This is a genomic window from Pseudoalteromonas sp. NFXS53 (assembly GCF_056629255.1).
Genome location: NZ_JBWVBR010000012.1, coordinates 68,040 through 91,383, shown reverse-complemented (window position 1 = coordinate 91,383; position 23,344 = coordinate 68,040). Strand labels below are relative to the sequence as shown.

The following is a 23,344-nucleotide window of genomic DNA, read 5'->3' as shown; positions in this document are numbered from 1 at the left end:
TTTAACTCTTTATACCCTTAGCCTTTTATCCCCTTAAACAAGAGCGGATAGCGTCTGATCACTTCACCGATATAGTCATCTGCCAGTATCGATTTTTCAAATTGCTCAATATCTTTACTGGCATGGATCACCCATTCAAGACGCTCAATTGCCCTTAAAAACCCCCGCTTCAAATGCAATTGCTGCTTATATTCATCACAATTACGCGCTAGTATCTCGATTTTTGCAGGGTCAGCTTTCAAGGTACTCAGTACTTCCTGAATATAAGCATTGTCTTGTGGTTTCGGGGCACGTCTCACTCTATTTCTCATCACTTCGCCACTGAATAATATTGTTTTTAATCACTTTACACTCAAAGTACGGCTTTGAGAGCTGTCTTGATCATAACTCATACACACAAATGAGTGCGGACAGTTTAACACCCGTCCGAAATCTGTCCGACTGACCGTCCGATATTAAATATGAATATACACAAAAACAAAAAATACCCATATTTTCATAAGCTTACCTGTTGGCACGTTGTTTGTAATACCTAACTATCATTCAGGTATTATTTTTAAGGCGGACAGCTGTGATCAGAGACACCCAAGGACAAGACAAGCAAGTAGCACCACGTCGAAATGGTAAAAAATGGTTATTGTTTGTATCAGGTTTACTAGCCACAACAGCATTAACGGCTTATTCAGTGCCGAAATTTAGTCAGCTTCTAAGTACTGATTTGGTAGTTTCACAATCAGTGATCCAAACTGCCGTTGTTGAACGTGGCGATATGCTTGAAGACATTCGAGTAGAAGGAAAAACACTCGCAGCAATCAACCCAGCAGTATACGCCATTGCACCAGGTACGGTCACCTTACATGTGAAAGCGGGCGATAATATTACTCAAGGGCAAGACTTATTGAGTATTAACAGCCCTGAGCTAAGAAATCAGTTACTTCAGGAGCAAGCAACTCTTGCGCGCTTAGAGACTGAATTTAATCGTCAGAAAATCACCACTGAGCAACGCTTACTCGATACCCAGCAGCGTGCAGAATTAGCACGTGTTGACTTAGAAGCCGCATCGAGTGCCATGGAGCGCGCTAATGCCAGTATCAAAAAACAAATCATTTCAAAATTGGAGCTCGAAGAGAAAATTGTTGCGCTAAAACGTGCAGAGCTTAATAAAAAGCATGCGATTGAAGCGCTCAGTTTAGAGCAAAAAAGCCTTAACTTTGAACTTAAAATTGCCGAACTAGCGTTAACCCGTCAGCAACACTTAACGCAAGAGCTAGAGCGCCAAGTGGCGGCTTTAACCATTCAGTCACCGCTAAGTGGCATTGTTGGCACTGTAAACGTACAACAAAAACAGCATGTGCAACGAGATGCTGAATTGATGTCACTGGTTGATTTATCAGAACTTGAAGTCGAAGCCTTTATTCCAGAGAACTTAGCCGATGAACTGGCAATTGGCTTAGCCGCAAACATTCAAATTAATCAACAAACTTACCCTGCAACTTTGGTGGCAATTTCTCCCGAAGTTGAGCAAGGCCGTGTCGCTGGGCGCATTCGCTTTGACCAACAACCAGAGAAGCTTAGACAAAATCAACGCGTTAGTGCGCAACTTATTTTGTCGCAAAAACAAGATGTCCTAAAAATCAAACGCGGCGCCTTTGTCGAAACTGGCGCTGGCAAAGTTGCCTACTTAATAAACGAAGGACAAGCACACCGTCAATCAATCAGCATTGGCGCTAAAAGTATTCATGAAGTTGAGTTAACATCGGGTGTGAAAGCCGGAGATAAGCTCATCATTTCAAGTCTTGCTGCGTTTCAAAACCAACAAAACGTCATGCTTAGTAATTAAAAGGAAAATATCATGTTATCAATGCAGAACATCAGCAAAATTTATCGCACCGAGCTTATCGAAACCCACGCCTTGGTTGACGTCAACTTTGAGGTAAATGAAGGAGACTTCATCGCTGTCACTGGCCCTTCAGGCTCAGGTAAAACCACCTTCTTAAACTTAACCGGTTTACTTGAACCTTTTGACAAAGGCCAATACTTTTTAGACGGGCAAGATGTTAGTAAATTAAGCGACAGCCAACTTTCTAAAATTAGAAACGAAAAAATTGGCTTTATCTTTCAAGGTTTTAACCTGATCAGCGAATTAAACCTTTACGACAACATTGAAGTGCCTTTAATTTTTAGAGGCTTACCAAGCCATGAGCGTAAGCAACGCATCGAAAATGCCCTTGAAATGGTCGGTCTTGCTAGTCGCGGTAAACACTTTCCAGCGCAATTAAGTGGTGGTCAGCAACAGCGTGTTGCGATAGCCCGTGCACTCGCAGGGCAACCAAGATTCTTATTAGCCGATGAGCCAACGGGTAACCTTGATACCCATATGGCGCGCCAAGTGATGGATTTACTGCAAGAGATTAATCAACAAGGCACGACCTTGCTGATGGTAACCCACGACAATGAATTAGCCCAACGCGCTCATCGCAATGTTCAAATCCTCGATGGCCAGTTGACCGACATCAACAAAAGCCAACTTACTGATTTAGCAGTTTAAAGCACAGGTGCGACATGAAAGATTTATTTCAACTCGCCCTGCAAGGCGTTAAACAAAAAGGCAAACTCACTATTTTGATGATAGTCAATTTGGTGATCGGTATTACATTACTTCTCACCATGAGTACCACAGTGAAGTTAAGCGGCAACAGCGTGCTAACCGACAAAGCATCGCAAATGCACCATTTTAGCCTCAACTATATGGATAACGACTTTGAAATACGCAACCAATTTCGCTACCCGCCCCTGACCTTTCAAGATGCTCAGGCGCTTAAAAATGCCGATTTAGACTATAAACACCTGTCATTTAATTATGACACGCGCTTTATTTTAGAGTCAGAGCAACTCGATAGCGCACGACCTATGATTGCCACGGCATCTGCTTCAGATATCGATTACTTTAGTGTTTTTAATGTGCCTTTTATATTCGGTGCACCTTGGTTAGAAACACAATCGGAGAGTGACGTCATCGTGATCGATAAAAAAGTCAACGACCACTTTTTCTCAGGAGAAAACTCAGTTGGCCAATTTATCAAAGTCGATAAACAGTCTTTAAAGATTGTCGGTGTGATGGACTTATCTCAGCATAAGCGTCGTATTTCAAATATGCGCTTTAGTAACCGCTATAACGATTTAGCGATTGTGCCTATGGCAACAGCCGAGAGAATGAACTTGCCTCGTGCTGGCTACATGCCTTGTCAGACAAAAGAAGAAAACCAACGCAGTGAATATCGCCAACATAATATTTCGGCACTTAAATCGGCAGAATGCGGCTACCTTCACACTTGGATTGAGTTCGATAAGCAAAACCACCAGCAACAACTCGCTGCAGCAACTTTATGGGCGCGTAATTACACCCAGCAGCAAGCAAACCTTGGTCGTTTTCCTCACGAAGAGAAGTACAAGTTGAACGATTTACAGCTATTACTGAACGAATTTGCACAATTCATGCGTTGGGAAAAAGTCTACCTTCAGTTTTCTTATTTACTATTTGCGATTTGTTTAGTGAATACCGTGGGCATTTTGCTTGCGAAATACCAATCTAAAAACAAACTGGTTTCGCTCTATCGCGCGCTTGGTGCGAGCCGTTGGTATATCGTCAAAATACATCTTATCGAAATAAGTTTAATTGCCTTCGCAGCCATTATTGCGGGTGTTCTATTCGCCCATTTAGGCCTTGAGCTGATGTTCCAAGTTAACATGTATCAAATGGACTACTCAGCAGATCCGAGCTTGGTTAAGCACTTCTTCAGTATGGATTACAGCTTTGCATTGACGTCTGGGGCATTCATTTATGCCGCTATATTAATTGCAGGTTTATATCCGGTTTACCGTATCAGCGGTATTTCGCCAGCATCGCAGCTTAGGGGGTGATCATGTCTTTAAAACATATTTTAAAATTAATTCTGAAACAAAAAAGCATCTCGATACTGATTGTTTTCCAAGTTGCCATTACTCTCATGATCGTCAGCAATAGCGCCTTCATTAGTTATGCAACGCTGCAAAACTGGTTAATTCCATCAAAGCTAGAAGAGCAACAAATCTTGAATGTGGTCACCCATGTTTATGATGAGCAAGTCGATAAAGGGCAATTAATTGAACGCGACATAGCGGCTATTAGAGCCCTGTCAGAAGTTGTTTCAGCAACGTATAGCGGTGAAGAAAACGTCATTGATACACGTCGCTCGAGCAATGTTGTGTATAGCGATAATCTTGATGAAAATGCCAAAGATCATTCCACCGCCTTGTTTGGTGTTGACCAACAAGGCGTTGAATCTCTAATGCTCAATATCAGCAGTGGTCGAGACTTTTATGCAAATGAATTCGTGATGGGTGATGCAGAAACGACACCTGCCAGTGTTGCGCTTATCAGCGATGATTTAGCGAAAACGCTCTTCGAAGGGGCTTCACCTTTAGGTCAAACCGTCTTTTTGAATGGTTCAAAAACGCCTTATCAAGTAGTGGGGACGTTCGAAGATAAAATGCTTGGAGAAAGCGCGACTTACGAGCAAGTTTGGTATCACGGTATGGTTATTCCAGAAGCCATTTACGGCCGTAACAACGAAATAAACTACATTATTCGTGTTACGCCTAATACCTCAGAGAAAATTTTAGAAACATTAGAAACCTTGCTTTATCAAGAGCCTGGTCGCATTGTATCTCGTGTCGAATTCTCAGCACGTGCCAAAAAACGTTTATGGGATGGCAGAAGTAGCTTTGCGTTTGTGATGTTCGCTATCAGTGCGGTTGCCTTACTCATTACCTCATTAGGTATTATTGCGCTCGTTACCTTCTCGGTCAAAATGCGTCATAAAAACTTAGGTATTTTAAGAGCGCTGGGCGCGAGTAAAAGTATGGTACTAAAAAGCCTGCTCATCGAAAACTCACTGCTAGCAATGGTTGGCTTAGTGATAGGCTTCTTTTTATCTTTGTGGCTAAATATGGCACTATTACAAACACTTGGGGTACAAGGGACACCTAACGTAATGGTGGGTATAGCGGTTACCCTGTTTGTTTGGTTGTTAACTTGCTTTGCGGCTTATTTACCCGCCAGAAAAGCAACGTTAATTGCACCGGCGCAAGTGACTAAAGCCAATTAAACCTATAAAGATCAAGCTAATAAGAGAGACTCAGGTCTCTCTTTCGCATAGAAATAAATTAAAAGAATAACAGTATGCAGCACAGTAAAGTTTTAATCATCGACGATAACCCTGATGTAGTAAAAGCACTCAGGGTTTTATTTTTAATTAATGATATTGAATGCGATGGCGCAACTTGCCCAGAAGAAGGCATGACTAAGCTGCAACAAGGTGGTTTTGATCTCGTTATTCAAGACATGAATTTCACGAAAGACACGACTTCGGGCGAAGAAGGCGAAGCACTTTACCACCGTATTCGTCATTTTGACCCTGATCTCCCGATAATTCTCCTCACAGCTTGGACTAACCTTGAAATGGCCGTGGCGCTGATAAAAGACGGCGCAGCCGATTACATTGCCAAACCTTGGGAAGATCAAAAACTCCTGACAACAGTGCAAAACTTGCGAGAAAGTTATCAATTACAGCAGCAGCAACTGAACAATCACGCCAAGCAAAGAGCCCGATTACAATACCTCAATGATAACTTTGATCTTGCTGGCATGGTATTCGCCGACAACAGCATGATTAACCTCGTTGAAATGGCCACTCAAGTCGCTCATTCAGATGCGCCCATTTTAATCACTGGACCAAATGGCGCGGGTAAAGAGAAGGTCGCGGAGCTTATCGTTGCCAATAGCCAATATAAAGATGCCCCATTCATAAAAGTAAACGCGGGCGCTTTACCTGCAGATTTAATCGAAGCGGAATTATTTGGCGCAGAAGCTGGCGCATATACTGGGGCAACCAAAGCCAGAGAAGGCCGTTTTGAAGCAGCCAATGGCGGGACTTTATTTTTAGACGAAATAGGCAACTTGCCACTATCTGGACAGCAAAAATTACTTAGGGTATTACAAAGCGGCGAATTTGAACGCGTAGGCAGTACCAAAACGCGTAAAGTCTCAGTGCGTATTATCAGTGCCACCAATACCAACCTGCCTCAAGCCATCGCCAACGGCGAGTTTAGAGAAGACTTATATTATCGGCTCAATATGATTGAGTTAAAACTCCCCCCGCTGGCGCAAAGAAAAGACGATATTCCCTTGTTAATACAATCATTTCTTGATTCAGATAAAACGCTCAGTGCCAATGCAGAACACACATTAATGGCGCACTCATGGCCTGGCAACGTGAGAGAATTACAAAATGTGCTTGGTAGAGCTGCACTCCTTTGCCAAAACAACACCATTGAAAGTAAAGACTTAGGGATTACACAGTCAAAAGTACCGGTTGAAGAGAAAGTCGAATACAGTTTGCAAGACATCCAAAGTGCACTCGATAAACATCAGGGTATTGTTGCTAAAGCAGCCCGTAGTTTAGGATTGAGCCGTCAGGCATTTTATCGTCGTATGGAAAAGTTCGGATTAAAATAATGCAGCACAATGAGATAAGTTTATTACACAAAACAGGCTATGCTTTATTGGCTTTTTTTGTGCTGTTTTGGTTTATTTATGCGGCGGGTGAACAGTTTGGATATCAAGGTGTTTGGCTAACCATTTTTGCATTTACTTCTTCATTCGTGTGCTTAGCCACCGCCCTATTCTATTTTGTCAGCTTTCAACAAAAACAGCTGGATGCTTTACACGATGGCATTAAAAGCTTCAAAGATGGCGACTTTTCTATTCGTATTCACCCAGATGGCGATAAACACCTAGCACCTATACTAGACTTATATAACGACCTTGCTCGCAACCTTACTGAGCAAAGACAGACTTTAAGCCAAAAAGAGCATTTGCTAGATAGCATTGTTCAAGCCTCCCCAATGGCAATTTTGCTTTTTAACCCCTTTAAGCAGGTGGTCTATCACAATCAGCAAGCGAACGAGCTATTACAAGTTGCAGGCTCGCTAAAAGGCAAGGAGCTATATGGCTTACTTGATAACGTCAGTGCACCAATTCGCTCCTTTTTGCTTGAACAAGGCTCTGGCATTGTCAGCTTTGAACACAATGATTTAAAACATAGCTATTATATTGCCAACCAAACCGTCACTTATAACCACCAACCCCACCAGCTTGTTTTATGTAAAGACCTGTCTTTAGAAATAGGCAAAGAAGAGCTGCAACTTTGGAAAAACGCCATTCGCTTGATCAGTCATGAACTAAACAATTCTCTTGCTCCTATCTCTTCGTTAACTTCGTCTGCAGAATCCATTTTAGAGAAAAATACCCACCTAGATTTACTGCCTGATATTTTGCAAACCATTAACCAAAGAGCGTCTAATCTCAACGTTTTTATCGCGAAATATGCCGAATTTGCCCGCTTGCCAAAACCTAATATCAGCAAACAAAACCTAGCAGATACGCTACAGAGCGTCCAAAAACTTTATGCCTTTGAACTATTGGCTGATTTGCCATGCGAACATGCCTATTTCGATGTTTTACAGCTAGAGCAAGTTTTAATAAACCTCCTTAAAAATGCCCATGAATCTGGTTCAAATGTGTCCGATATTGGTATTAAGGTCGTCAAAGATTATGACCGGGTTCGCTTTGCAGTGGTCGATAGAGGCCAAGGGATCACTCAGGGTAAAATCAGCCAAGTGACTTTGCCGTTTTTTTCAACAAAACAAGGTGGAAGTGGACTTGGTTTGAGTATTTGTTCAGAAGTGATCAACGCACATCAAGGTCAATTAAAGATTAAAAATCGTTCAAACGGTGGCGTTATGGTCGAATTTGACATTCCATTAAGATTTTAAAAACAAAATATTAAAAAATTATAACCCATTGATAAACATCAAAATATGAATATATTCATAAAACTATTTCTGCAAATTTGTAATGTGATGTAATAAAATTAAGCATAAAAATCGCATTAAGTAGTATAAATCTGTTTCAATCTAGGATAAATTAGTCCCCATAATGCGTTTGAAGACAGCCAAAGCAGTAACTAAATTGTTCTGAAAAATTAACTCACTTCACGTATTAATTATCGAAAAGGAAGCAACCAGAACCAAAGCAAAACTACCGTCGGATAAGTGTAGTGCTTTAGTTTTAATGTATTACGACTTATGAATATATTCATAAGTGATTAAAGGAGCTAACTGTGAATTTTGAAACCAGACAAAATATGGCCAATGAAATTTGGCAAATAGATGCTCGCTCGGCGCTCGATAAAGTGCATCAACAAATTAAAAACAATACATTAAACTCTCTGCCTAATCTTCAGAACCAGCGACATGCGCATGGTGCGATACAGTCTTATTGGCACAGTTGTTTTAAGCTGATGGCGCCACTTCAAGTTCAAATTGAATACGTGAACTCTTCTAGCTCAAATGAAAGTGTTGAATTAAAAAATACTGGCCCAGCTATTATTGACCTTGAGAGCTGGCGTTTGGAGCTTGCAGAAACTGGCGAGACTTTGTTCACCTTCCCTCGTAATAGCTATATTAAACCAAGCCAAATCCTTAAAGTTGAACAGCAGCAAAGCACTTTCATGTTTAATAAGCTTAGCCCAATGTTCAAACAATGTGGTTGCCATATTAGGTTATTAGATGCTGAAGGCAGTGTGGTTAGTGCTTGGATCAATGGCCGCAAGGCGCACGAGTCAATCATTATTTCGCATATCAGCCATGATACAAACACGAACCGTAATAAAGACAAAGATCACATTGAGTTAATCAACTTAAGTACATCTTGGGTAGATTTATCTGGCTGGACTATATGTATCAAGGATGGGCCTGAATTTACTTTTGCTCAAATGGCAAAAATGGAGCCCTGCTCTGAGCTAAAAATTTACGCTAACCATAATGAGCCAGGTTGTTACTCATTTGATAGCTCGACTCCTATTTTTCAACAAACAACAAGCACTGTTGCATTATTAGATAAAAATAAGCAGCGTGTTAACGAATATCACTTTGCATAACTCCCTAAGCTTCATAGTGATTTTGGGGGGCATTAGCCCCCTTTTTTTTACCATGCTATGATGCAGGCTCATAATAAAAATCGAGCTCAGGGATATGATTTTATACACACTTTTAACCATTCTACTGATTATATTTGGCATGCTCACTTTTGTGCCTAAGTACCAAGATGCCATCAACCGTTTTTCTACAGGTATTAATTTTTTCCTTACCTTAATTGCCACCTTATTTGGTGTGTTATTAGCTATGGCATTTGCCAACATAGAAGAAGAACAAAAAGAAAAAGAGCATGTCATTAAGCTCATGCAAGCCACCATCGCCGCCATTGAGAGTTCTCATGATTACTCTGAGGATCTGTATGAGTTTTACTTAGAACTGCCAAAGGAAGATGAAACCCGTGCACACTTTTTTGATAAAAACCCTTTACCATTTCCTGATTACCTCAACACGTTTATGAGGCAAAGTCTGGTAAACAGAACACTTTCTGAAGAAACCCTGATCGATTTAAACGAGTATAAGTTTAATTTACAGAAAACCAGCAATGGTAACCAACCGCAAATTTACCTTTTGCTATTAACGTATACGATTGAGGCACTGCGTCTAGAGATTACCTATCAAAAAGGTGGAAAATCATTATCAGAACTAGAGCAAGCAATTGACGATAAAGATAAAAGGTTCAATTTAGCTTTGGATGAAGTGAAAGACGCTAGCCTTTAAGCTGTTTTCACCCATTTAAAAATAACAAAGCGAGGGGTAAACCCTCGCCTACATTGAAACTTCGCTTCTAGCTTCTAGCTTCTAGCTTCTAGCTTCTAGCTTCTAGCTTCTAGCTTCTAGCTTCTAGCTTCTAGCTTCTAGCTTCTCAAGGATCTTAACAAATCACCTCTAACTCTATCTGTGTTTGCTCTTGCTGAGAAAGTAGAGATTTAAGATGCTCTGCAATGTCTAGGGCATTATCATTCAAGAAAAAATCAAAGCCAGTGCCATTACCATCAAGAATAATCGCAAGCCCTTCATCAACAACAGTGACTTTAGAAATACGTTTTACTTCAATGCGTTCACTCTTGCCATTCACAAACATGGGATGTAAAGACTTATTGGTTATTCGCAAAAATTGCCCATCACGCTGCAGCTGATTATCAAGCAAATTAGCCTGCTTGTATTTAGGGTGAAAACGATAACATTGACCTGCAAACAAGATCGCCATACAAATCACGAGATAATCTGGCAACACGCGCTCTTCAATACTGAAATGACCGATAAGAAGTAGGCCAGTCAAACTCAGCACCAGCGCCATTAATGCTTTATCTGATATTTTCAAAACTATCCTTGGGTTATTATTATTCTATCTATAAATTATCTTATGACATTTTTCAGTGCAACAAACTGTTGTAAACATAAGTAAAAAAGCACCTAAGCCTTTAATGAACACCAAAGTGTTTAATCAAAAGCAAAGATGCTTCGAGTAGGAGTCTGCACGACGCAAAAAGCGCAAAAACCTATGACTCACATGGGCAGTGTGTCACCAAATTTATCTAAACGTTTTTACTTTTGATTAAAAGAAAACTCCAGTACATCAAAACAAGCACCTAGTGTGTGGTAATCACATTTAGCACCCGCTTCACTCTTTTGGTTACTGTATTTTTGATTTGCACCAGTCAGTACTCTGAACCAAGCGCCGAACTCATGATCTACAAAGTGCTGCCAACAATAGTCCCAAAGCGCGCTGTATTGCTCTAGATACTGTGGTTGTTTAGTCTCATCAAACAGCATAGCTGCAGCTGCAAAGCTTTCGGCTTGTACCCAGAAGTATTTGTCGCTGTCACAAGTTTGATAGTCAGTATCAAAGCCATACACCAAACCACCGTGGAAGGTATCCCATGCCTTGCTATAGGCCACATCAAATAAGTATTGTGCTTTTTCTACAAACTCAGGGCGTGCTTCAAAGGCATTAAGTTGCATCAGTAATTTTGCCCACTCTGTTTGGTGACCTGGCTGGAAACCCCAAGGACGATATAGATTTTTCGGGTCGTCTTTGTTGTATTCAAGATCTGGTTCTAGCTCTGGTGTAAAGTGCTCGTAGACTAAACCTAAGCTTTGCGCAGATAGCTCAAAACAAAAACGATTGGCTAAATACTGGGCTTTTTCAAGGTAAACAGGTGATTGAGTCGCGCCATATGCTGCGATTAACGCTTCACAAATATGCATATTGGCGTTTTGACCACGGTAATCACACAACCTACCATCATCGTAGATAGTATCGGCGTAGATCCCCTCTTCAGCTTGCCAAAAGCGTGATTCTAGTAATTCGAATGTTTCATTTATCTTTTCATCAGAGTCAATGACACCTGCTTTATAACAATGGGCGTAACACAGCAATACGAACGCATAGCCGTAGGCTTGTTGTGTCATATCTTGCGGTTGGTTGCCTTGCAAAGTCCACGCATAAGCTTTTGACGATTCACGCCAATGTTGTTGCTCCACATAGTCCAATCCATGCTTTGCAATGGCTAAGTATTCGTCGTTGTTTAACAGCTTTGCCGCACGACAAAAGTTCACAACCATACGTGTGCTACTGACAAGCTGGCGAAATCCATTGTTGAATGTTGTGCCATCGTCTAAGTAGTTTTGAAAATAACCACCAAGGTCGTTGTCGACGCAGCGGTCTTTATAAAAGTCGACGATCGATTGACTGTGTGTTGTTAAAAATTCTGAGTTATAAAAATTCACGTGTGTTTTACTCTAAAAAGGCAGCATCGTATGTGCCACTAAATTGTTCGTTAAATAAGTCGCTGACTTGTGTGAAGCTTGGCAATGCAGGGAATGCACCTTGCGTCGACACCGCAATTGCGCCTGCGCAACTGGCAAAAGCCACAGCACTTTGAATGTGTGCTTCACTATGCATTAAGCTTTCAAGTTGGATGTTTTCGCTGAGCAAGTATAGAATCGCGCCAATAAAGCCATCACCACCGGCTGTGGTATCAACCACCTGCGTTTTCGCAGGGCTCACAAGACCACGGAATTGTTTGCTCACATACTCAATCTCATCACCGCCATTGGTGATCAAAATAAGCTGACAATTTGCCGCTAAACAATCAGCTAAATACTGCTCAGGATTGCCTTGTGATAACAGTTCAAACTCTTCTTTAGCAAACTTGACGATATCGGCTTGTTTCACCACTTGGTTCACCAACGCAATATTAATGTGTTGATCTTTCCAAAGGTTGGCGCGCAGGTTCACATCAAAACATACCTGTAAGTTCAACGCTTTTGCTTGTTCAAGCACAGTTTGCGTGGTTTTAGCAGCGCCAGATTCAGTCAGTGTATTACTACATAAATGCACTAGGCTATTGTTTGCAAACCACGCTTCGCTTACTTGCTCAGGTGTGAGCAAAAGGTCAGCGCTGTCTTTTCGCATAAAGGTAAAGCTTCTGTCGCCACTTGCATCTAAATGCACAAAGGCCAGAGGCGTCGGTGCAGTCTCATGCTTTAATGTAAACTGAGTATCAACACCGTAATGCGTAAGGCTGTGAATTAAAAACTCACCAAACTGATCGCTCCCCACTTGTCCGGCAAATTGCGCCCGCCCACCGAGTTTGGCCAAGGCCACCGCTGCATTGGCAGGCGCACCACCGGGAAATTGTCGATAATCGTTAATGGTTAAGCCATCTTGTTCTTGACTTTGAAACTGCAAAAAATCGATCAGCGCTTCGCCATAACATAACACCCCACTCATGCTGCACTTACCTCTTGCGCTCGACCCTTATATTGGCTCATAGCAAAAAATAGAATGTAGACATAAGCGAATACCGGCACTAAGAAGCTCACTTGGACTGAGAACTTATCTGCGACAACCGCTTGCAACAGAGGGAATACTGCACCGCCAACGATGGCTTGGCATAATAAGCCCGAGCCCTTTGCCGTTAACTGACCTAAACCACGAATTGCTAAACTGAAAATCGTTGGGAACATAATTGAGTTAAAGAAACCAACCGCTAATACGCTCCACATTGCAACCTTGCCGGTACTAAACACAGTGACCATCAATAGCACCACAGCCATCACTGCATTCAAGGCTAATACCAAGCTAGGCGCATATTTACGCATTAAGATTGAGCCAATAAAACGACCTATCATTGCGCCGCCCCAATAGTAAGCCACCATGTTGCCCGCTTGCTTTGTTGTCAAACCGCCAATTTCAGGGCGTTCGAAGTAGTTCACTAAGAAACCACCGATAGACACTTCAGCACCCACGTATAAGAAAATACCCAGTGCGCCCATAACAAGATGCTTTTGCTGCCAAATTGAGCCGCTCACTTCAACGTCTTTTTGCTGTTCAAAATCTAGCTTAGGCAGTTCGATAAACTTGAATGAGCAAGCTACCGTTATGGCTGCCAGTGCAATTAAGAAATAAGGCAGTTGCACCTGCTCTGCCCCGGCACTGCTGCTGGTTGCTGAAAGAATAAAAAAAGTACCAAACAGTGGCCCTGCGGTATGACCCAGCGAGTTAATCGCCTGCGCCAAATTCAAGCGACTAGCCGCATGCTGTGGTTCGCCTAAGCAATTAACATAAGGGTTTGCAGATACTTGCAGCACGGTAATACCGCCTGCAAGTACAAATAGTGCGCCTAAGAATAACGCGTACTCTTTCACGCTTGCTGCAGGAATAAACAGCAAACAGCCTAGAGCTAATGTTGATAAGCCAATGAACACGCCATTGCGATAACCAAACTTAGCTACCACACGACCAGCCAATGGCGACACCAGAAAGTAAGCGCCGAAGAAACAGAACTGCACCAACATAGCTTGGGTATAGCTCAGTGAAAATTCTGCTTTTAAGAATGGGATCAGAATGTCGTTTAACGCGGTAATAAAACCCCAGATAAAAAACAAACTGGTCATGGCATAAAACGCCATTTTTTGATTAATTTGTTTTGCCATGATTAATTCGCCTCAGAAGTTGCTACCGAAGGAGCGGCAACTGAATAAGATGGTGGACGATGCTCAAGTGCGCCACCGAACGCAGGGTTTGGCTGAGTATCTAAGGTAAATTCTAGACGCTGCGGGGTACGAATATATGACTCGTCAATCCAGCTATTCATCGTGTCTTTACCATTGATTTTTAAGCCTTTAATGTAAATGTGTTCGGCGCTTGCAGCAGGTGCTTTAATGGTTAAATTACCAATTTGTGCCTGTTCAAATACTGGGCTTGATAACACCATGTCTGCACGACCTGGATAGAACGGATACATGCCTAATGCCGAGAACACATACCAAGATGACATCTGACCTAAATCGTCCTGGCCCGGAATACCTGACACTGAGTTATGCCAAAGTTGCTTCATGGTCTCACGCACCGTTTGCTGCGTTTTATACGCATCGCCTGTGTATAAATACATCCAAGGCGTGGCAATTGACGGCTGATTCGATACATCAGCATATTGCGCTGAATCACGATATAACACCCAAGTGCCATCAGGTTTGCGCAAATGTGAATCTAAACGATCAGACATCACCTCATCACCACCTAATACTCGGCTTAGCCCTTGGCCATCGAACGGTAACATCCATAAATACTGGGCAGGGCTGCCTTCGACAAATAAGTGGCCACTGAATGGATCAAACGCTTCTTTCCAGCTACCATCTTTATTACGGCCTTGTATAAAGCCAAGCTCTGCGGTCGCTTTAGGGTTATAAAGGTTTTTCCAATAACCTGAACGCGTAAGCATTTCAGTGCTGTGTGCGTCTTTACCTAAGCGCGCTGCAAATTGTGACATGGCAAAATCAGCAGAGACTTGCTCTAAGGTTTCGCTCGCCCCTTCCCACGAATTAGATTGATCAGATAAGTAATTCAGCGTTAGCCACTCATCTAACGACGGTTTTTGACCACGACAGAACACCGGACAACCCACATCTGATAAATCGTACTCTGTTGGCACTGTTGAAGCTTTATATAAAGACTCGTACGCGCCTTCAATATCAAACTTATCCGCGCCAAATGCCACAAAGTTGGCAATGGCAATCGCTGATGGGTCGCCACTCATTACCCCTGTTGGGCCATTGTTGTGGGTCCATCTGTCCCAAATACCATTAAATTGATTGGCTTGATTGAATAGCGACTGCGCAATATCACTGGCAACTTGTGGGTGCGTTAAGCTCACTAATTGCAGTTGTGAACGATACACGTCCCAGCCTGAGAAGTTCGCGTACTGCGCTGTTTGCTTGTCAGTGATCTTATGGACCTGCTGGTCAAAACCTCGGTAGTCACCGTTCACATCACTGAAAATATTTGGATGGAATTGACTGTGGAATAACGCCGTATAGAAAGTTGTCAGTAAGTCTTGATCGTCAGACTTCACTTTCACGCGACTAAGCGCATCGTTCCAACCCGCATAGGCTTTGTCTTTTATTTGCGCAAAGCTTTGCTGACCTTGCTCTTTTGCTAAGTTTTCACGGGCATTGTCTAAGCTTACGTATGAAATACCGACACGCATTGTCACAGGTTGTTTTGCTTTAACATCTAAATCGACCCATAGACCTGAGCCTTTACCCCACTCTGGTACTCCGGTTTCACCATAGCCCATACCGCCTTGGCTAGAAGTCTCATTGGCTGCTACCTTGTCATCAATATACGCACCGCTGCCTGTGATCGGCGCATCAATTTTCGCCACAAAGTGTAGTGTGTAATAATCGCGACGGTTATATTCGCCTAAGTAACCGCAAAAGTTACCACTTGTGACATAACCGCTCACCTCACCTTTTTCTAAATCCACTTGGGTAAACGCATCACCACTGCCCAACTGAGAATAAGCCGTTCTAAAAATCAGCTTGGCTTGCTCTGGCGAGTCAAAGGTAAATTCGGCAATACCAGTACGATCTGTTGCTGATAAACGTACATCAATGCCCGAATCTAGACCAACTTGGTAATAACCTGGAATGGCTGTTTCATCATCGTGGCTAAAGTTCGCGCCATAATAGGCGTTAATTTTATCGGTCGCAGGAGAATGTTTAATGGCTTGGTTAAACGGTAATACTGGTACATCGCCTGACGCACCTAAACACCCAGTGCCTGACAAACGAGTAAAAGAAAAACCTTTCAAGCGCGTCGCTTGCCAGTTGTAGCCGCCCGGTGAGACTGGAATACGCACATTGTCTTCTTTGATGCGCTTGCTGATCCCTTCGCTTTCTTTCATTAACGCTTCGGTGTAAGCGTGCTCAGGGCCAAAGTTGAACATACCAAATGGCTGCACAGCACCCGGCACAACGTTAGCCGCTTGACGATGGTTAAATGGCCCTTTGGTACCAATAAATGGATTTACAAAACTGGCTGGATCTTGCACATATGCAATGCCTTTACTGTTTGCTTGCTCAGCAGGCTTTGCTTGTGCATCTTCATTGCGGTTATCGCCGCAGCCGCTGAGCGCAAGGCTCAGCGAAACCGCCGGCGTAACAAGAAGCAATGAACGAGAGAATGTCTTTTTCATGCTTCTGTCTCTTATTTTAAGAAGTTGTTGTTCACAGGGTTACTCATTGACGGCGGACGTGCCGACAGTGATTGACCAAATGACTTGTTAGGCTTAGCCGACATAGTGAATTCAAGCTTGCCACCGCCCATGATGTCATCATGAGTGATATAGCTGCGCTCAAGTTTTTTGCCGTTTAAGCGAACTTCTTTTACATATTTGTTTTTCTTAGACAGACCTTTAGCAACCACAGTAAATTGCTTGTTGTTTGCCAATGCTAAAGAAATCTTCGGTAATTGCGGTGCACCTAGTGCATAAGTTAAATCGCCCGGTGACACTGGGTAGAAACCCATTGCCGAGAAGATATACCACGCCGACATTTGGCCTACATCGTCGTTACCCGCAAGACCATCAGGCTTATCTGAAGACAGCGTATCCATGATTTGACGAATACGTGCCTGAGTACGCCAAGGCTCGCCCGCATAATTATAAAGGTAGGCAATATGATGGCTTGGCTCATTACCGTGAGCGTATTGACCAATTAGACCTGCAATGTCTTCATGCTCTTTGATTTTTTCGTACGACAGCTCAGTTTCGAAAAGCTCATCTAGACGCTCAACAAACTTCTTGTCGCCACCTTTTAGCTTAATTAAACCGTGCACGTCTTGTGGTACATAGAAACTGTACTGGTAGCTGTTACCTTCGGTGAATGCACCCATGTATTTTGCTTCTTGCGGATCAAAATCTGGATTCCATGAACCATCTTTCATGCGACCACGCATAAAGCGTACTTCTGGGTCAAACACGTTTTTGTAATATGTAGCACGCTCATAGTATTCAGCCGCTGTTTTCTTATCACCAAGCGCCGTGAAGAATTGACCTATCGTATAGTCATCGTACGCATACTCTAAAGTGATAGAGGTTGACTCAGGTAGCACGTCTAACGGTACATAGCCATATTGTTTGTACTCAGGAATGGCATCGTAATGCGGGTGGTTTGCAGTATCGATCATGGCTTTTTTAGCAAGCTCAACGTCGAAGTCACGAATGCCTTTTAGATACGCATCGGCAATCACTGATACCGCGTGATAACCGATCATCGTCCATGTTTCATGGGCTTGGAACGACCAGATAGGCAGCATTTTGTCATGGCTCTGCTGATAATGATCAAGCATTGAAGAGATCATGTCAGATACTTTGTCAGGCTCAATGTAAGTTAATAATGGATGCAGTGCACGATACGTGTCCCATAGTGAGAATAACGTATAGTGCGTGTGATCTTTCGCTTGGTGAATTTCACCATCAACACCACGATATTGACCGTTTACGTCTTGATATACACTCGGTGCTTGCAGTGCGTGATAAACCGACGTGAAGAACTGACGCTTTTCAGACAGCGAGCCTTCTACTTCAAACTTATCAAGTGACTTGTGCCATGTTTCGTCTGCTTGCTTAACCACTTTATCGAAGTTCCAATGCGGAATTTCAGTCTTTAAGTTTTCAAGTGCATTTGATTTGCTAACCGCTGAAATACCTACTTTCACCATCAGTGGCTCGCCTTTTAGACCTTCAAAATCTGCAACCACTTTAATGGCTTTACCTGCCGCTTCTGGGATTTTGTAGTTAACAATGGTCGATGGCTTTTTGCCATTACCTTCGGTTAAGCAGCCATTACAACGGTAGCGTGTGTTGTCTAGGTTGATCAGCTCAATATCGCTAAACGGTTTTGAGAACTCAATGGCAAAGTACATTTGACGATTGTTCGCCCAGCCATTAGTCGCACGGTAAGCTAAGATAGTACGGTCGTCGATAACGCGCACATCACTCCAAATTACTTTGTTTTTGAAATTATAAATGCTGTGCGTTAAATCCATTAACACGCTGCCTTTATCATGCTCTTTAAAGGTATATTTGTGCATGCCTACACGGGTAGTCGCTGTCAGCTCAGCATTCACCTTGTAGTCTTGTAGCCAAACTTGGTAATAACCCGGCTTTGCCGTTTCATTGTCATGACTAAAGCGAGAACGATAACCCGCATCTGGATTGTCAGCTTTACCCGGCTCTAACTTCACTTCGCCCGTGATTGGCATCATTAGTAAATCACCAAGATCTGAGTGACCCGTGCCGCTAAAGTGGGTATGCGAGAAACCAACAATGGTGGTGTCGTCATAATGATAGCCCGCACAACGCTTGTAAATTTCTGGCTGCGGGTCAATGCCTCTAAATACTGAGTCGGTATCTGGGCTCAACTGCACCATACCAAAGGGTACAACTGCACCAGGAAAAGTATGGCCGTCACCGCCAGTACCAATAAATGGGTCAACATATTGCGTGTTTGCTGCAACTTGTGTCGCACCTAACATCATCACACCGCCTGTGACGAGTGAGTAAGTCATGCGTTTAGCACTGTGCCACCCGTGGCTTATCGTTTTCATTGTTTGCCTCTTTGCCAAATAACCTAAAAATATATTGGAATGAACCGATTATCCTTTAATTTCCTATTAAAGGTAAAATGGAACGTTCCAAGAATAATTTGAATATACTGATCGATTTGCTAGAATACAACCCATTGCGACAAAATTAATCACTGGTTGGCGCTGTTACAGGCACAATCACATTCTATAGATAGCCAAAATTTGAAAACAAATAATACTAACAAGCAGTCTGTCACTGTACATGACGTTGCCCGAGTAGCGGGTGTTTCAAAGTCTACAGTGTCACTTGTTTTACGCGGCAGCGATAAAGCCAGCGACCGTGCAAAAGAAAAAGTACTCAAAGCCATCGAAGAAACAGGCTACGTTTATAATCGAGAAGCCGCGGCGATGCGCAGTAAGTCTTCAGATTTAGTCGCTATTGTGATCAACGACTTAACCAACCCTTATTCTGCAAATTTAGCGGTTGCCCTTGAAAAACACATTCGAGAATTAGGCTTAATGGCAACACTCGTTAACACCAGCGAAAATGCCCTAACGCAAACGCAAATTGTAGCCAAACTGCAAGAATACCGTGTGAAAGCCTTTATTATCTGTCCAACGCCTAACACCCAAGCAAGCTGGCTTAATCAATTACAAAAGCCGCATACGCAAGTGGTCAGCATCATGCGTCAAGTAGATGGCAGCCAAGTACCTTGTGTATTACCAAATAACGAAATGGGTGCATACAACGCAACGAAAGCGTTAATGGCTCGCGGCCATAAGAACATCGCCTTCATTGGTGGTGATGCAGCGATATCGGATTACCATCAACGTTTAGCTGGTTTCAACAAAGCCGCCAAAGAGCAAAATGACATACAAACTTGGGTGTTTAATAGCACCACAAACCGTCATGGTGGTCGACTTGCCATGTCAGAATGCTTAGCTCAAGTGCCGCAAGTTGAATCAGTAGTGTGCTTTAACGACATTGTGGCTTATGGCGTGATTGAATATCTAGCCGAGCAAAACTTAAAGCCTGGTGCTGATATCGGTGTGATCGGCTTCGATGATTTGGACGACTCAAAATTAATGAGTGTGCCTCTGAGCACAGTAAAAATTGATGCCAACGATATCGCTAAAGCCGTGTGTCATATCTTGAAAAACGACACGCAAGAAGGATTAACGCAAGTCCCAGTAGAGCTAATAGAACGCAGCTCATAACTGTTCAAACCAAGTTCTATTCATGGCGCCATTATTGCGTCATGAATAGGCTGTGAACTAGAGGCCGGCCCCAGTTATTTTTTATTCTCAAACGTGTTGCTCTCATTTTCTCCAACAGCTTCTCTCTTTCAATAACCTTATTCATTTGCATAGAACGACCTAGCCATTTCGATTATTTTATAACTTATACCCAAATTTTATACATGCCGATTTTTTCAATAGATTCAACATTCTAGTACCTTAAACACACCTAAAAGTAAAAATTTTGTAAATTAAAGGTTGATCCCTTGCGAAATAATGTCAATCATCTAGGAACGTTCCAAAATGATAAAGTAATTAAAAATACGTCATTTTGCTTTTTTAAAACTTAAAAATTGGAACGTTACAAAAACTTCAATGGGAACAAGTTATGACATCTAACAAACATCTTAAAACGCCTATCGCGTTAGCACTTACTTTCGCAGGCCTAACTTTCAACACACTTGCATCTACCTCGTTAAATACAGATCTTACGTTACCAAATGGGATTATTAACGCGTCTGAACAAAACACACCATACGAAACTGCGGACAAAGCATTTGATAACGACCAATACAGTAAATGGCTAGCGTTTTCTCCTACTGCTTGGCTAAGCTATGAACTCAATGAGGCGAAAATTATCAATGGCTACACGCTGACTTCAGCAAACGATGCACCGAGCCGTGATCCACAGAATTGGCAGTTACAAGGTTCAAACGATGGCATTAATTGGCAAACAATTGATAGCCAAGCGGGTCAAAGCTTTTCAAGTCGATATCAAAGCAAGCAATATTCTGTATCGAGCAATCAAGCCTATAAACATATTCGCTTAAATATTTCATCTAATCATGGCGCAAGCATTGTGCAACTGGCCGAAGTTGAACTATTTGGTAAGAGCACAGATAACAATAATGGAACAACACTGCCAATCAACCAGTCTTTGAACCTAGGCCAAGGTCAATGGCAGCATTTCGGTCCTTTCAGCGTCGCAGGCAAAGTAAGCGCCTCAACATCTGGCAGCGGTGATGCAGACTTATATATCAACTTAGGTGCACCTGCGACGACTCAAAGTTACACTTGCCAAAGCATTACTCCAACCGCAACAGAAAACTGTGAAGGATCTGGACAAAACCTTTATGTGTCGGTTTACGGCTACTCGCAAACAAACGTCAATATCGACATCACTGAACAAGATGTCACTGATCCTAACGATGGTTTATGGAAAAAACCCGTGGTGGATTTTGTTGATGTAAACCCAGAAACAATCGGCTCACAATTGTTTAAACGTATTATTGCCGATCCTGCTGGTCATATGGCACAGCGCTGCGTTGATGTCGCTAAAATTCTATATAAAGATCCAATTGAGTCTGAACGTTTCAGAAAACTACGTTTTGAGTTAAGAACAAAAGATCATTGGGGCCAAGACTTTGTCGCATATAAAATGGGTCAAGATGGTTCGGGTGAAATGACCATAGTCGTCAGTACTGCACACCTTGAGCGTTTATATCGTGAGGGTGGAAATTCTGACTCTGCGATTTCAGACGAAATCGATGGTATCTTATTCCACGAAGTGACTCATGGTTACAACAATTCGCCGCTCACACATGACAACTACGGCGATGGTCAAGCTTACTGGGCGTTTACCGAAGGGTTAGCTGATGCCGTGCGTATTGGTGCAGGTTTCCACAAAACTCGTACGCCAAGCACCTTAGATCCTAGAAAGTGGTTAACTGGCTATGAAGGAACAGGTTTCTTTTTACACTATGTTAAAACCCATTTAGACAATGAATTTATCTACAAATTTAATAAGTCGGCGAAAGACATGGGTAATTACACTTGGTCGTTCGATGCGTCATTTAGACAGATCTTAGGCCGTGGTGTCGAAGATGTATGGAATGAATACGCTAACTTTATAAATAGTGGCGGTCAGTTACAGTACTAATTGAAAAAGGCCAAATAGCAAACGCTCAACAACCTAAAATGGGGTTATAACGTTAGATTGTTTAAACCCCATTTCTTAGTAAAACTATAAATAAATCTAGTTAGACATTTTTCATTCAGACAAAGAGAAGGAATGTATCAATAGTGCGCTATTGAAAGTTCTTTTGACGCAGTATGAGAGGGAAATGGTTTCCCCATCTCATCTAAAGGAGAACGAGAAACAACTTTAAACCCCATTGGTTCATAAAAGCCAACAGCTCAAGGGTTCTGCTCGTTCACATCGACTTTATTGATGATATGGATGAACGTTTATTCATTAATCCTTGCCCAATACTTTATTTATTAGTGCATTCACCCAAGGTAAACAGTCTTGCTGAGCCAGTAAAAAAACGTGCTCTTTATAAGACAAATCACCGCTCGTCACCTTAACCGCTTTAAGTTGCCACTCTCTGATCATAAAATCAGGCAAAAATGCCAGAGCTTGACCACCTTTTACCAGTTGACTCAATACAGCATAGTCATTAACCACCCACTGAACTTGACGGGTAAAATGCCTTAACTGCCAACCATCACAGCCAACGCCTCTTTGTTCTCCGCAAAACGGCGATGTGTTTGGTACTGCAAAAGGATGTGCCACAACTTCCTCAACAGAAACAATAGTATTCATAGCTAAAGGGTGAGAGTGCCCCATAGCAACTTGCATCTGAATATCTCCAAGCTCAATCGATTTAATCCCATCAGGAAGATTAGACAACACTTCTCCTGTCACGATAGCTAGCTGAACCTCGCCATTTACCAATTTTTGTAATGCTTCCGCTTCAAATTCTGTATCAAACTCGAGTAACATTTGCGACTGTTTACCCGCTTGACGGCCAAGCACACAAGCCCATTTAAATTGTAGAATGCTTGGCGCAGCGACTTTACAAACTAAAGGCATCTTATTGGTTCTCAAGGCTTGATGTGTATCCGCAGCAAGGTCAGTAAGTGCGATTGCCCTTGGTTGTAGTTTTTCTCCTTGCTCGTTCAAGCGTAGCGTCTTACCCACCCTATCAAACAATTTAACTTCTAAAGACGCTTCTAACCTTTTAAGTGATTTAGATAAAGCACTTGGCGTAATGTCTAGAGAGAGTGCTGCTTTTTGGAGGTTTTGATGACGCGCAATCACCAAAAACTTTTTAAGATCTGCTATTTCCATTTTGGACTTTAATAAAACAAATTAGAAACGATTTAGAATTAAATATACCGTATCCT

Annotated in this window: 18 protein-coding genes; 10 read left to right on the top strand and 8 right to left on the bottom strand. The window is 42.4% G+C overall.

The window, feature by feature from the left end:
- Positions 1 to 17: 17 nt before the first annotated feature.
- Positions 18 to 311, bottom strand: a complete 294-nt coding sequence (locus AC1HJP_RS13670) for a hypothetical protein (protein WP_480362305.1) — start codon at positions 309 to 311, stop codon at positions 18 to 20.
- Positions 312 to 571: 260 nt separating this feature from the next.
- Here AC1HJP_RS13670 and AC1HJP_RS13665 point away from each other — a divergent pair, with 260 nt between their 5' ends.
- The 8 genes from AC1HJP_RS13665 to AC1HJP_RS13630 all read left to right on the top strand — a co-directional run bounded on the left by AC1HJP_RS13665 (position 572) and on the right by AC1HJP_RS13630 (position 9,756).
- Complete coding sequence (locus AC1HJP_RS13665; RefSeq protein ID WP_480362304.1) at positions 572 to 1,840, top strand: efflux RND transporter periplasmic adaptor subunit; 1,269 nt, start codon at positions 572 to 574, stop codon at positions 1,838 to 1,840.
- Between the two features lie 12 nt (positions 1,841 to 1,852).
- Positions 1,853 to 2,548, top strand: a complete 696-nt coding sequence (locus AC1HJP_RS13660) for an ABC transporter ATP-binding protein (RefSeq protein ID WP_480362303.1) — start codon at positions 1,853 to 1,855, stop codon at positions 2,546 to 2,548.
- A gap of 14 nt (positions 2,549 to 2,562) precedes the next feature.
- Positions 2,563 to 3,921: an ABC transporter permease gene (locus AC1HJP_RS13655; protein WP_480362302.1), complete on the top strand. Its 1,359-nt coding sequence runs from the start codon at positions 2,563 to 2,565 to the stop codon at positions 3,919 to 3,921.
- Between the two features lie 2 nt (positions 3,922 to 3,923).
- A complete protein-coding gene (locus AC1HJP_RS13650; protein WP_480362301.1) occupies positions 3,924 to 5,147 on the top strand; it encodes an ABC transporter permease in 1,224 nt (407 codons plus the stop codon).
- Between the two features lie 74 nt (positions 5,148 to 5,221).
- Complete coding sequence (locus AC1HJP_RS13645; RefSeq protein WP_480362300.1) at positions 5,222 to 6,556, top strand: sigma-54-dependent transcriptional regulator; 1,335 nt, start codon at positions 5,222 to 5,224, stop codon at positions 6,554 to 6,556.
- Complete coding sequence (locus tag AC1HJP_RS13640; RefSeq protein ID WP_480362299.1) at positions 6,556 to 7,875, top strand: sensor histidine kinase; 1,320 nt, start codon at positions 6,556 to 6,558, stop codon at positions 7,873 to 7,875. The genes AC1HJP_RS13645 and AC1HJP_RS13640 overlap by 1 nt, the downstream gene beginning before the upstream one ends.
- Before the next feature lie 347 nt (positions 7,876 to 8,222).
- Positions 8,223 to 9,041 carry a lamin tail domain-containing protein gene (locus AC1HJP_RS13635; protein ID WP_480362298.1) on the top strand — a complete coding sequence of 273 codons (819 nt, stop codon included), beginning with the start codon at positions 8,223 to 8,225 and terminating at the stop codon, positions 9,039 to 9,041.
- A gap of 94 nt (positions 9,042 to 9,135) precedes the next feature.
- Entirely contained in the window at positions 9,136 to 9,756 is a 621-nt protein-coding gene (locus AC1HJP_RS13630; RefSeq protein WP_480362297.1) for a hypothetical protein, read from the top strand.
- A 154-nt stretch (positions 9,757 to 9,910) separates the two neighbouring features.
- Here AC1HJP_RS13630 and AC1HJP_RS13625 read toward each other — a convergent pair whose 3' ends face one another.
- The 6 genes from AC1HJP_RS13625 to AC1HJP_RS13600 all read right to left on the bottom strand — a co-directional run bounded on the left by AC1HJP_RS13625 (position 9,911) and on the right by AC1HJP_RS13600 (position 18,937).
- On the bottom strand, positions 9,911 to 10,360 hold the full coding sequence (locus tag AC1HJP_RS13625) for a hypothetical protein (RefSeq protein ID WP_480362296.1): 450 nt from the start codon (positions 10,358 to 10,360) through the stop codon (positions 9,911 to 9,913).
- A gap of 224 nt (positions 10,361 to 10,584) precedes the next feature.
- Positions 10,585 to 11,769 carry an AGE family epimerase/isomerase gene (locus AC1HJP_RS13620; RefSeq protein WP_480362295.1) on the bottom strand — a complete coding sequence of 395 codons (1,185 nt, stop codon included), beginning with the start codon at positions 11,767 to 11,769 and terminating at the stop codon, positions 10,585 to 10,587.
- Positions 11,770 to 11,776: 7 nt separating this feature from the next.
- Positions 11,777 to 12,775, bottom strand: coding sequence for a carbohydrate kinase family protein (locus AC1HJP_RS13615; protein ID WP_480362294.1), 999 nt, complete (start codon positions 12,773 to 12,775; stop codon positions 11,777 to 11,779).
- The gene (locus AC1HJP_RS13610; RefSeq protein ID WP_480362293.1) at positions 12,772 to 13,980 is read right to left on the bottom strand and encodes a sugar MFS transporter; all 1,209 of its coding nucleotides are present in this window, start codon (positions 13,978 to 13,980) and stop codon (positions 12,772 to 12,774) included. Before AC1HJP_RS13610 ends, AC1HJP_RS13615 begins: the two co-directional genes overlap by 4 nt.
- A gap of 2 nt (positions 13,981 to 13,982) precedes the next feature.
- Positions 13,983 to 16,523, bottom strand: coding sequence for a GH92 family glycosyl hydrolase (locus AC1HJP_RS13605; RefSeq protein WP_480362292.1), 2,541 nt, complete (start codon positions 16,521 to 16,523; stop codon positions 13,983 to 13,985).
- Between the two features lie 11 nt (positions 16,524 to 16,534).
- Positions 16,535 to 18,937 (bottom strand): GH92 family glycosyl hydrolase, encoded by a 2,403-nt coding sequence (locus AC1HJP_RS13600; protein ID WP_404395994.1) that lies wholly within the window; start codon positions 18,935 to 18,937, stop codon positions 16,535 to 16,537.
- 201 nt (positions 18,938 to 19,138) lie between these two features.
- Between AC1HJP_RS13600 and AC1HJP_RS13595 the strand changes: the two genes are divergently transcribed.
- Complete coding sequence (locus AC1HJP_RS13595) at positions 19,139 to 20,134, top strand: LacI family DNA-binding transcriptional regulator (RefSeq protein WP_480362291.1); 996 nt, start codon at positions 19,139 to 19,141, stop codon at positions 20,132 to 20,134.
- Positions 20,135 to 20,543: 409 nt separating this feature from the next.
- Entirely contained in the window at positions 20,544 to 22,094 is a 1,551-nt protein-coding gene (locus AC1HJP_RS13590) for a basic secretory protein-like protein (protein WP_480362290.1), read from the top strand.
- Between the two features lie 315 nt (positions 22,095 to 22,409).
- On the opposite strand, the gene AC1HJP_RS13585 is transcribed toward AC1HJP_RS13590, so the two are convergent.
- Entirely contained in the window at positions 22,410 to 23,288 is an 879-nt protein-coding gene (locus tag AC1HJP_RS13585; RefSeq protein ID WP_480362289.1) for a LysR family transcriptional regulator, read from the bottom strand.
- Positions 23,289 to 23,344 lie beyond the last annotated feature (56 nt).

Coding starts and splice junctions, on each gene's coding strand:
- AC1HJP_RS13670 (WP_480362305.1), bottom strand. CDS start 311: ATGAGAAATAGAGTGAGACGTGCCCCGAAACCACAAGACAATGCTTAT.
- AC1HJP_RS13660 (WP_480362303.1), top strand. CDS start 1,853: ATGTTATCAATGCAGAACATCAGCAAAATTTATCGCACCGAGCTTATC.
- AC1HJP_RS13655 (WP_480362302.1), top strand. CDS start 2,563: ATGAAAGATTTATTTCAACTCGCCCTGCAAGGCGTTAAACAAAAAGGC.
- AC1HJP_RS13650 (WP_480362301.1), top strand. CDS start 3,924: ATGTCTTTAAAACATATTTTAAAATTAATTCTGAAACAAAAAAGCATC.
- AC1HJP_RS13645 (WP_480362300.1), top strand. CDS start 5,222: ATGCAGCACAGTAAAGTTTTAATCATCGACGATAACCCTGATGTAGTA.
- AC1HJP_RS13640 (WP_480362299.1), top strand. CDS start 6,556: ATGCAGCACAATGAGATAAGTTTATTACACAAAACAGGCTATGCTTTA.
- AC1HJP_RS13630 (WP_480362297.1), top strand. CDS start 9,136: ATGATTTTATACACACTTTTAACCATTCTACTGATTATATTTGGCATG.
- AC1HJP_RS13615 (WP_480362294.1), bottom strand. CDS start 12,775: ATGAGTGGGGTGTTATGTTATGGCGAAGCGCTGATCGATTTTTTGCAG.
- AC1HJP_RS13610 (WP_480362293.1), bottom strand. CDS start 13,980: ATGGCAAAACAAATTAATCAAAAAATGGCGTTTTATGCCATGACCAGT.
- AC1HJP_RS13605 (WP_480362292.1), bottom strand. CDS start 16,523: ATGAAAAAGACATTCTCTCGTTCATTGCTTCTTGTTACGCCGGCGGTT.
- AC1HJP_RS13600 (WP_404395994.1), bottom strand. CDS start 18,937: ATGAAAACGATAAGCCACGGGTGGCACAGTGCTAAACGCATGACTTAC.
- AC1HJP_RS13590 (WP_480362290.1), top strand. CDS start 20,544: ATGACATCTAACAAACATCTTAAAACGCCTATCGCGTTAGCACTTACT.
- AC1HJP_RS13585 (WP_480362289.1), bottom strand. CDS start 23,288: ATGGAAATAGCAGATCTTAAAAAGTTTTTGGTGATTGCGCGTCATCAA.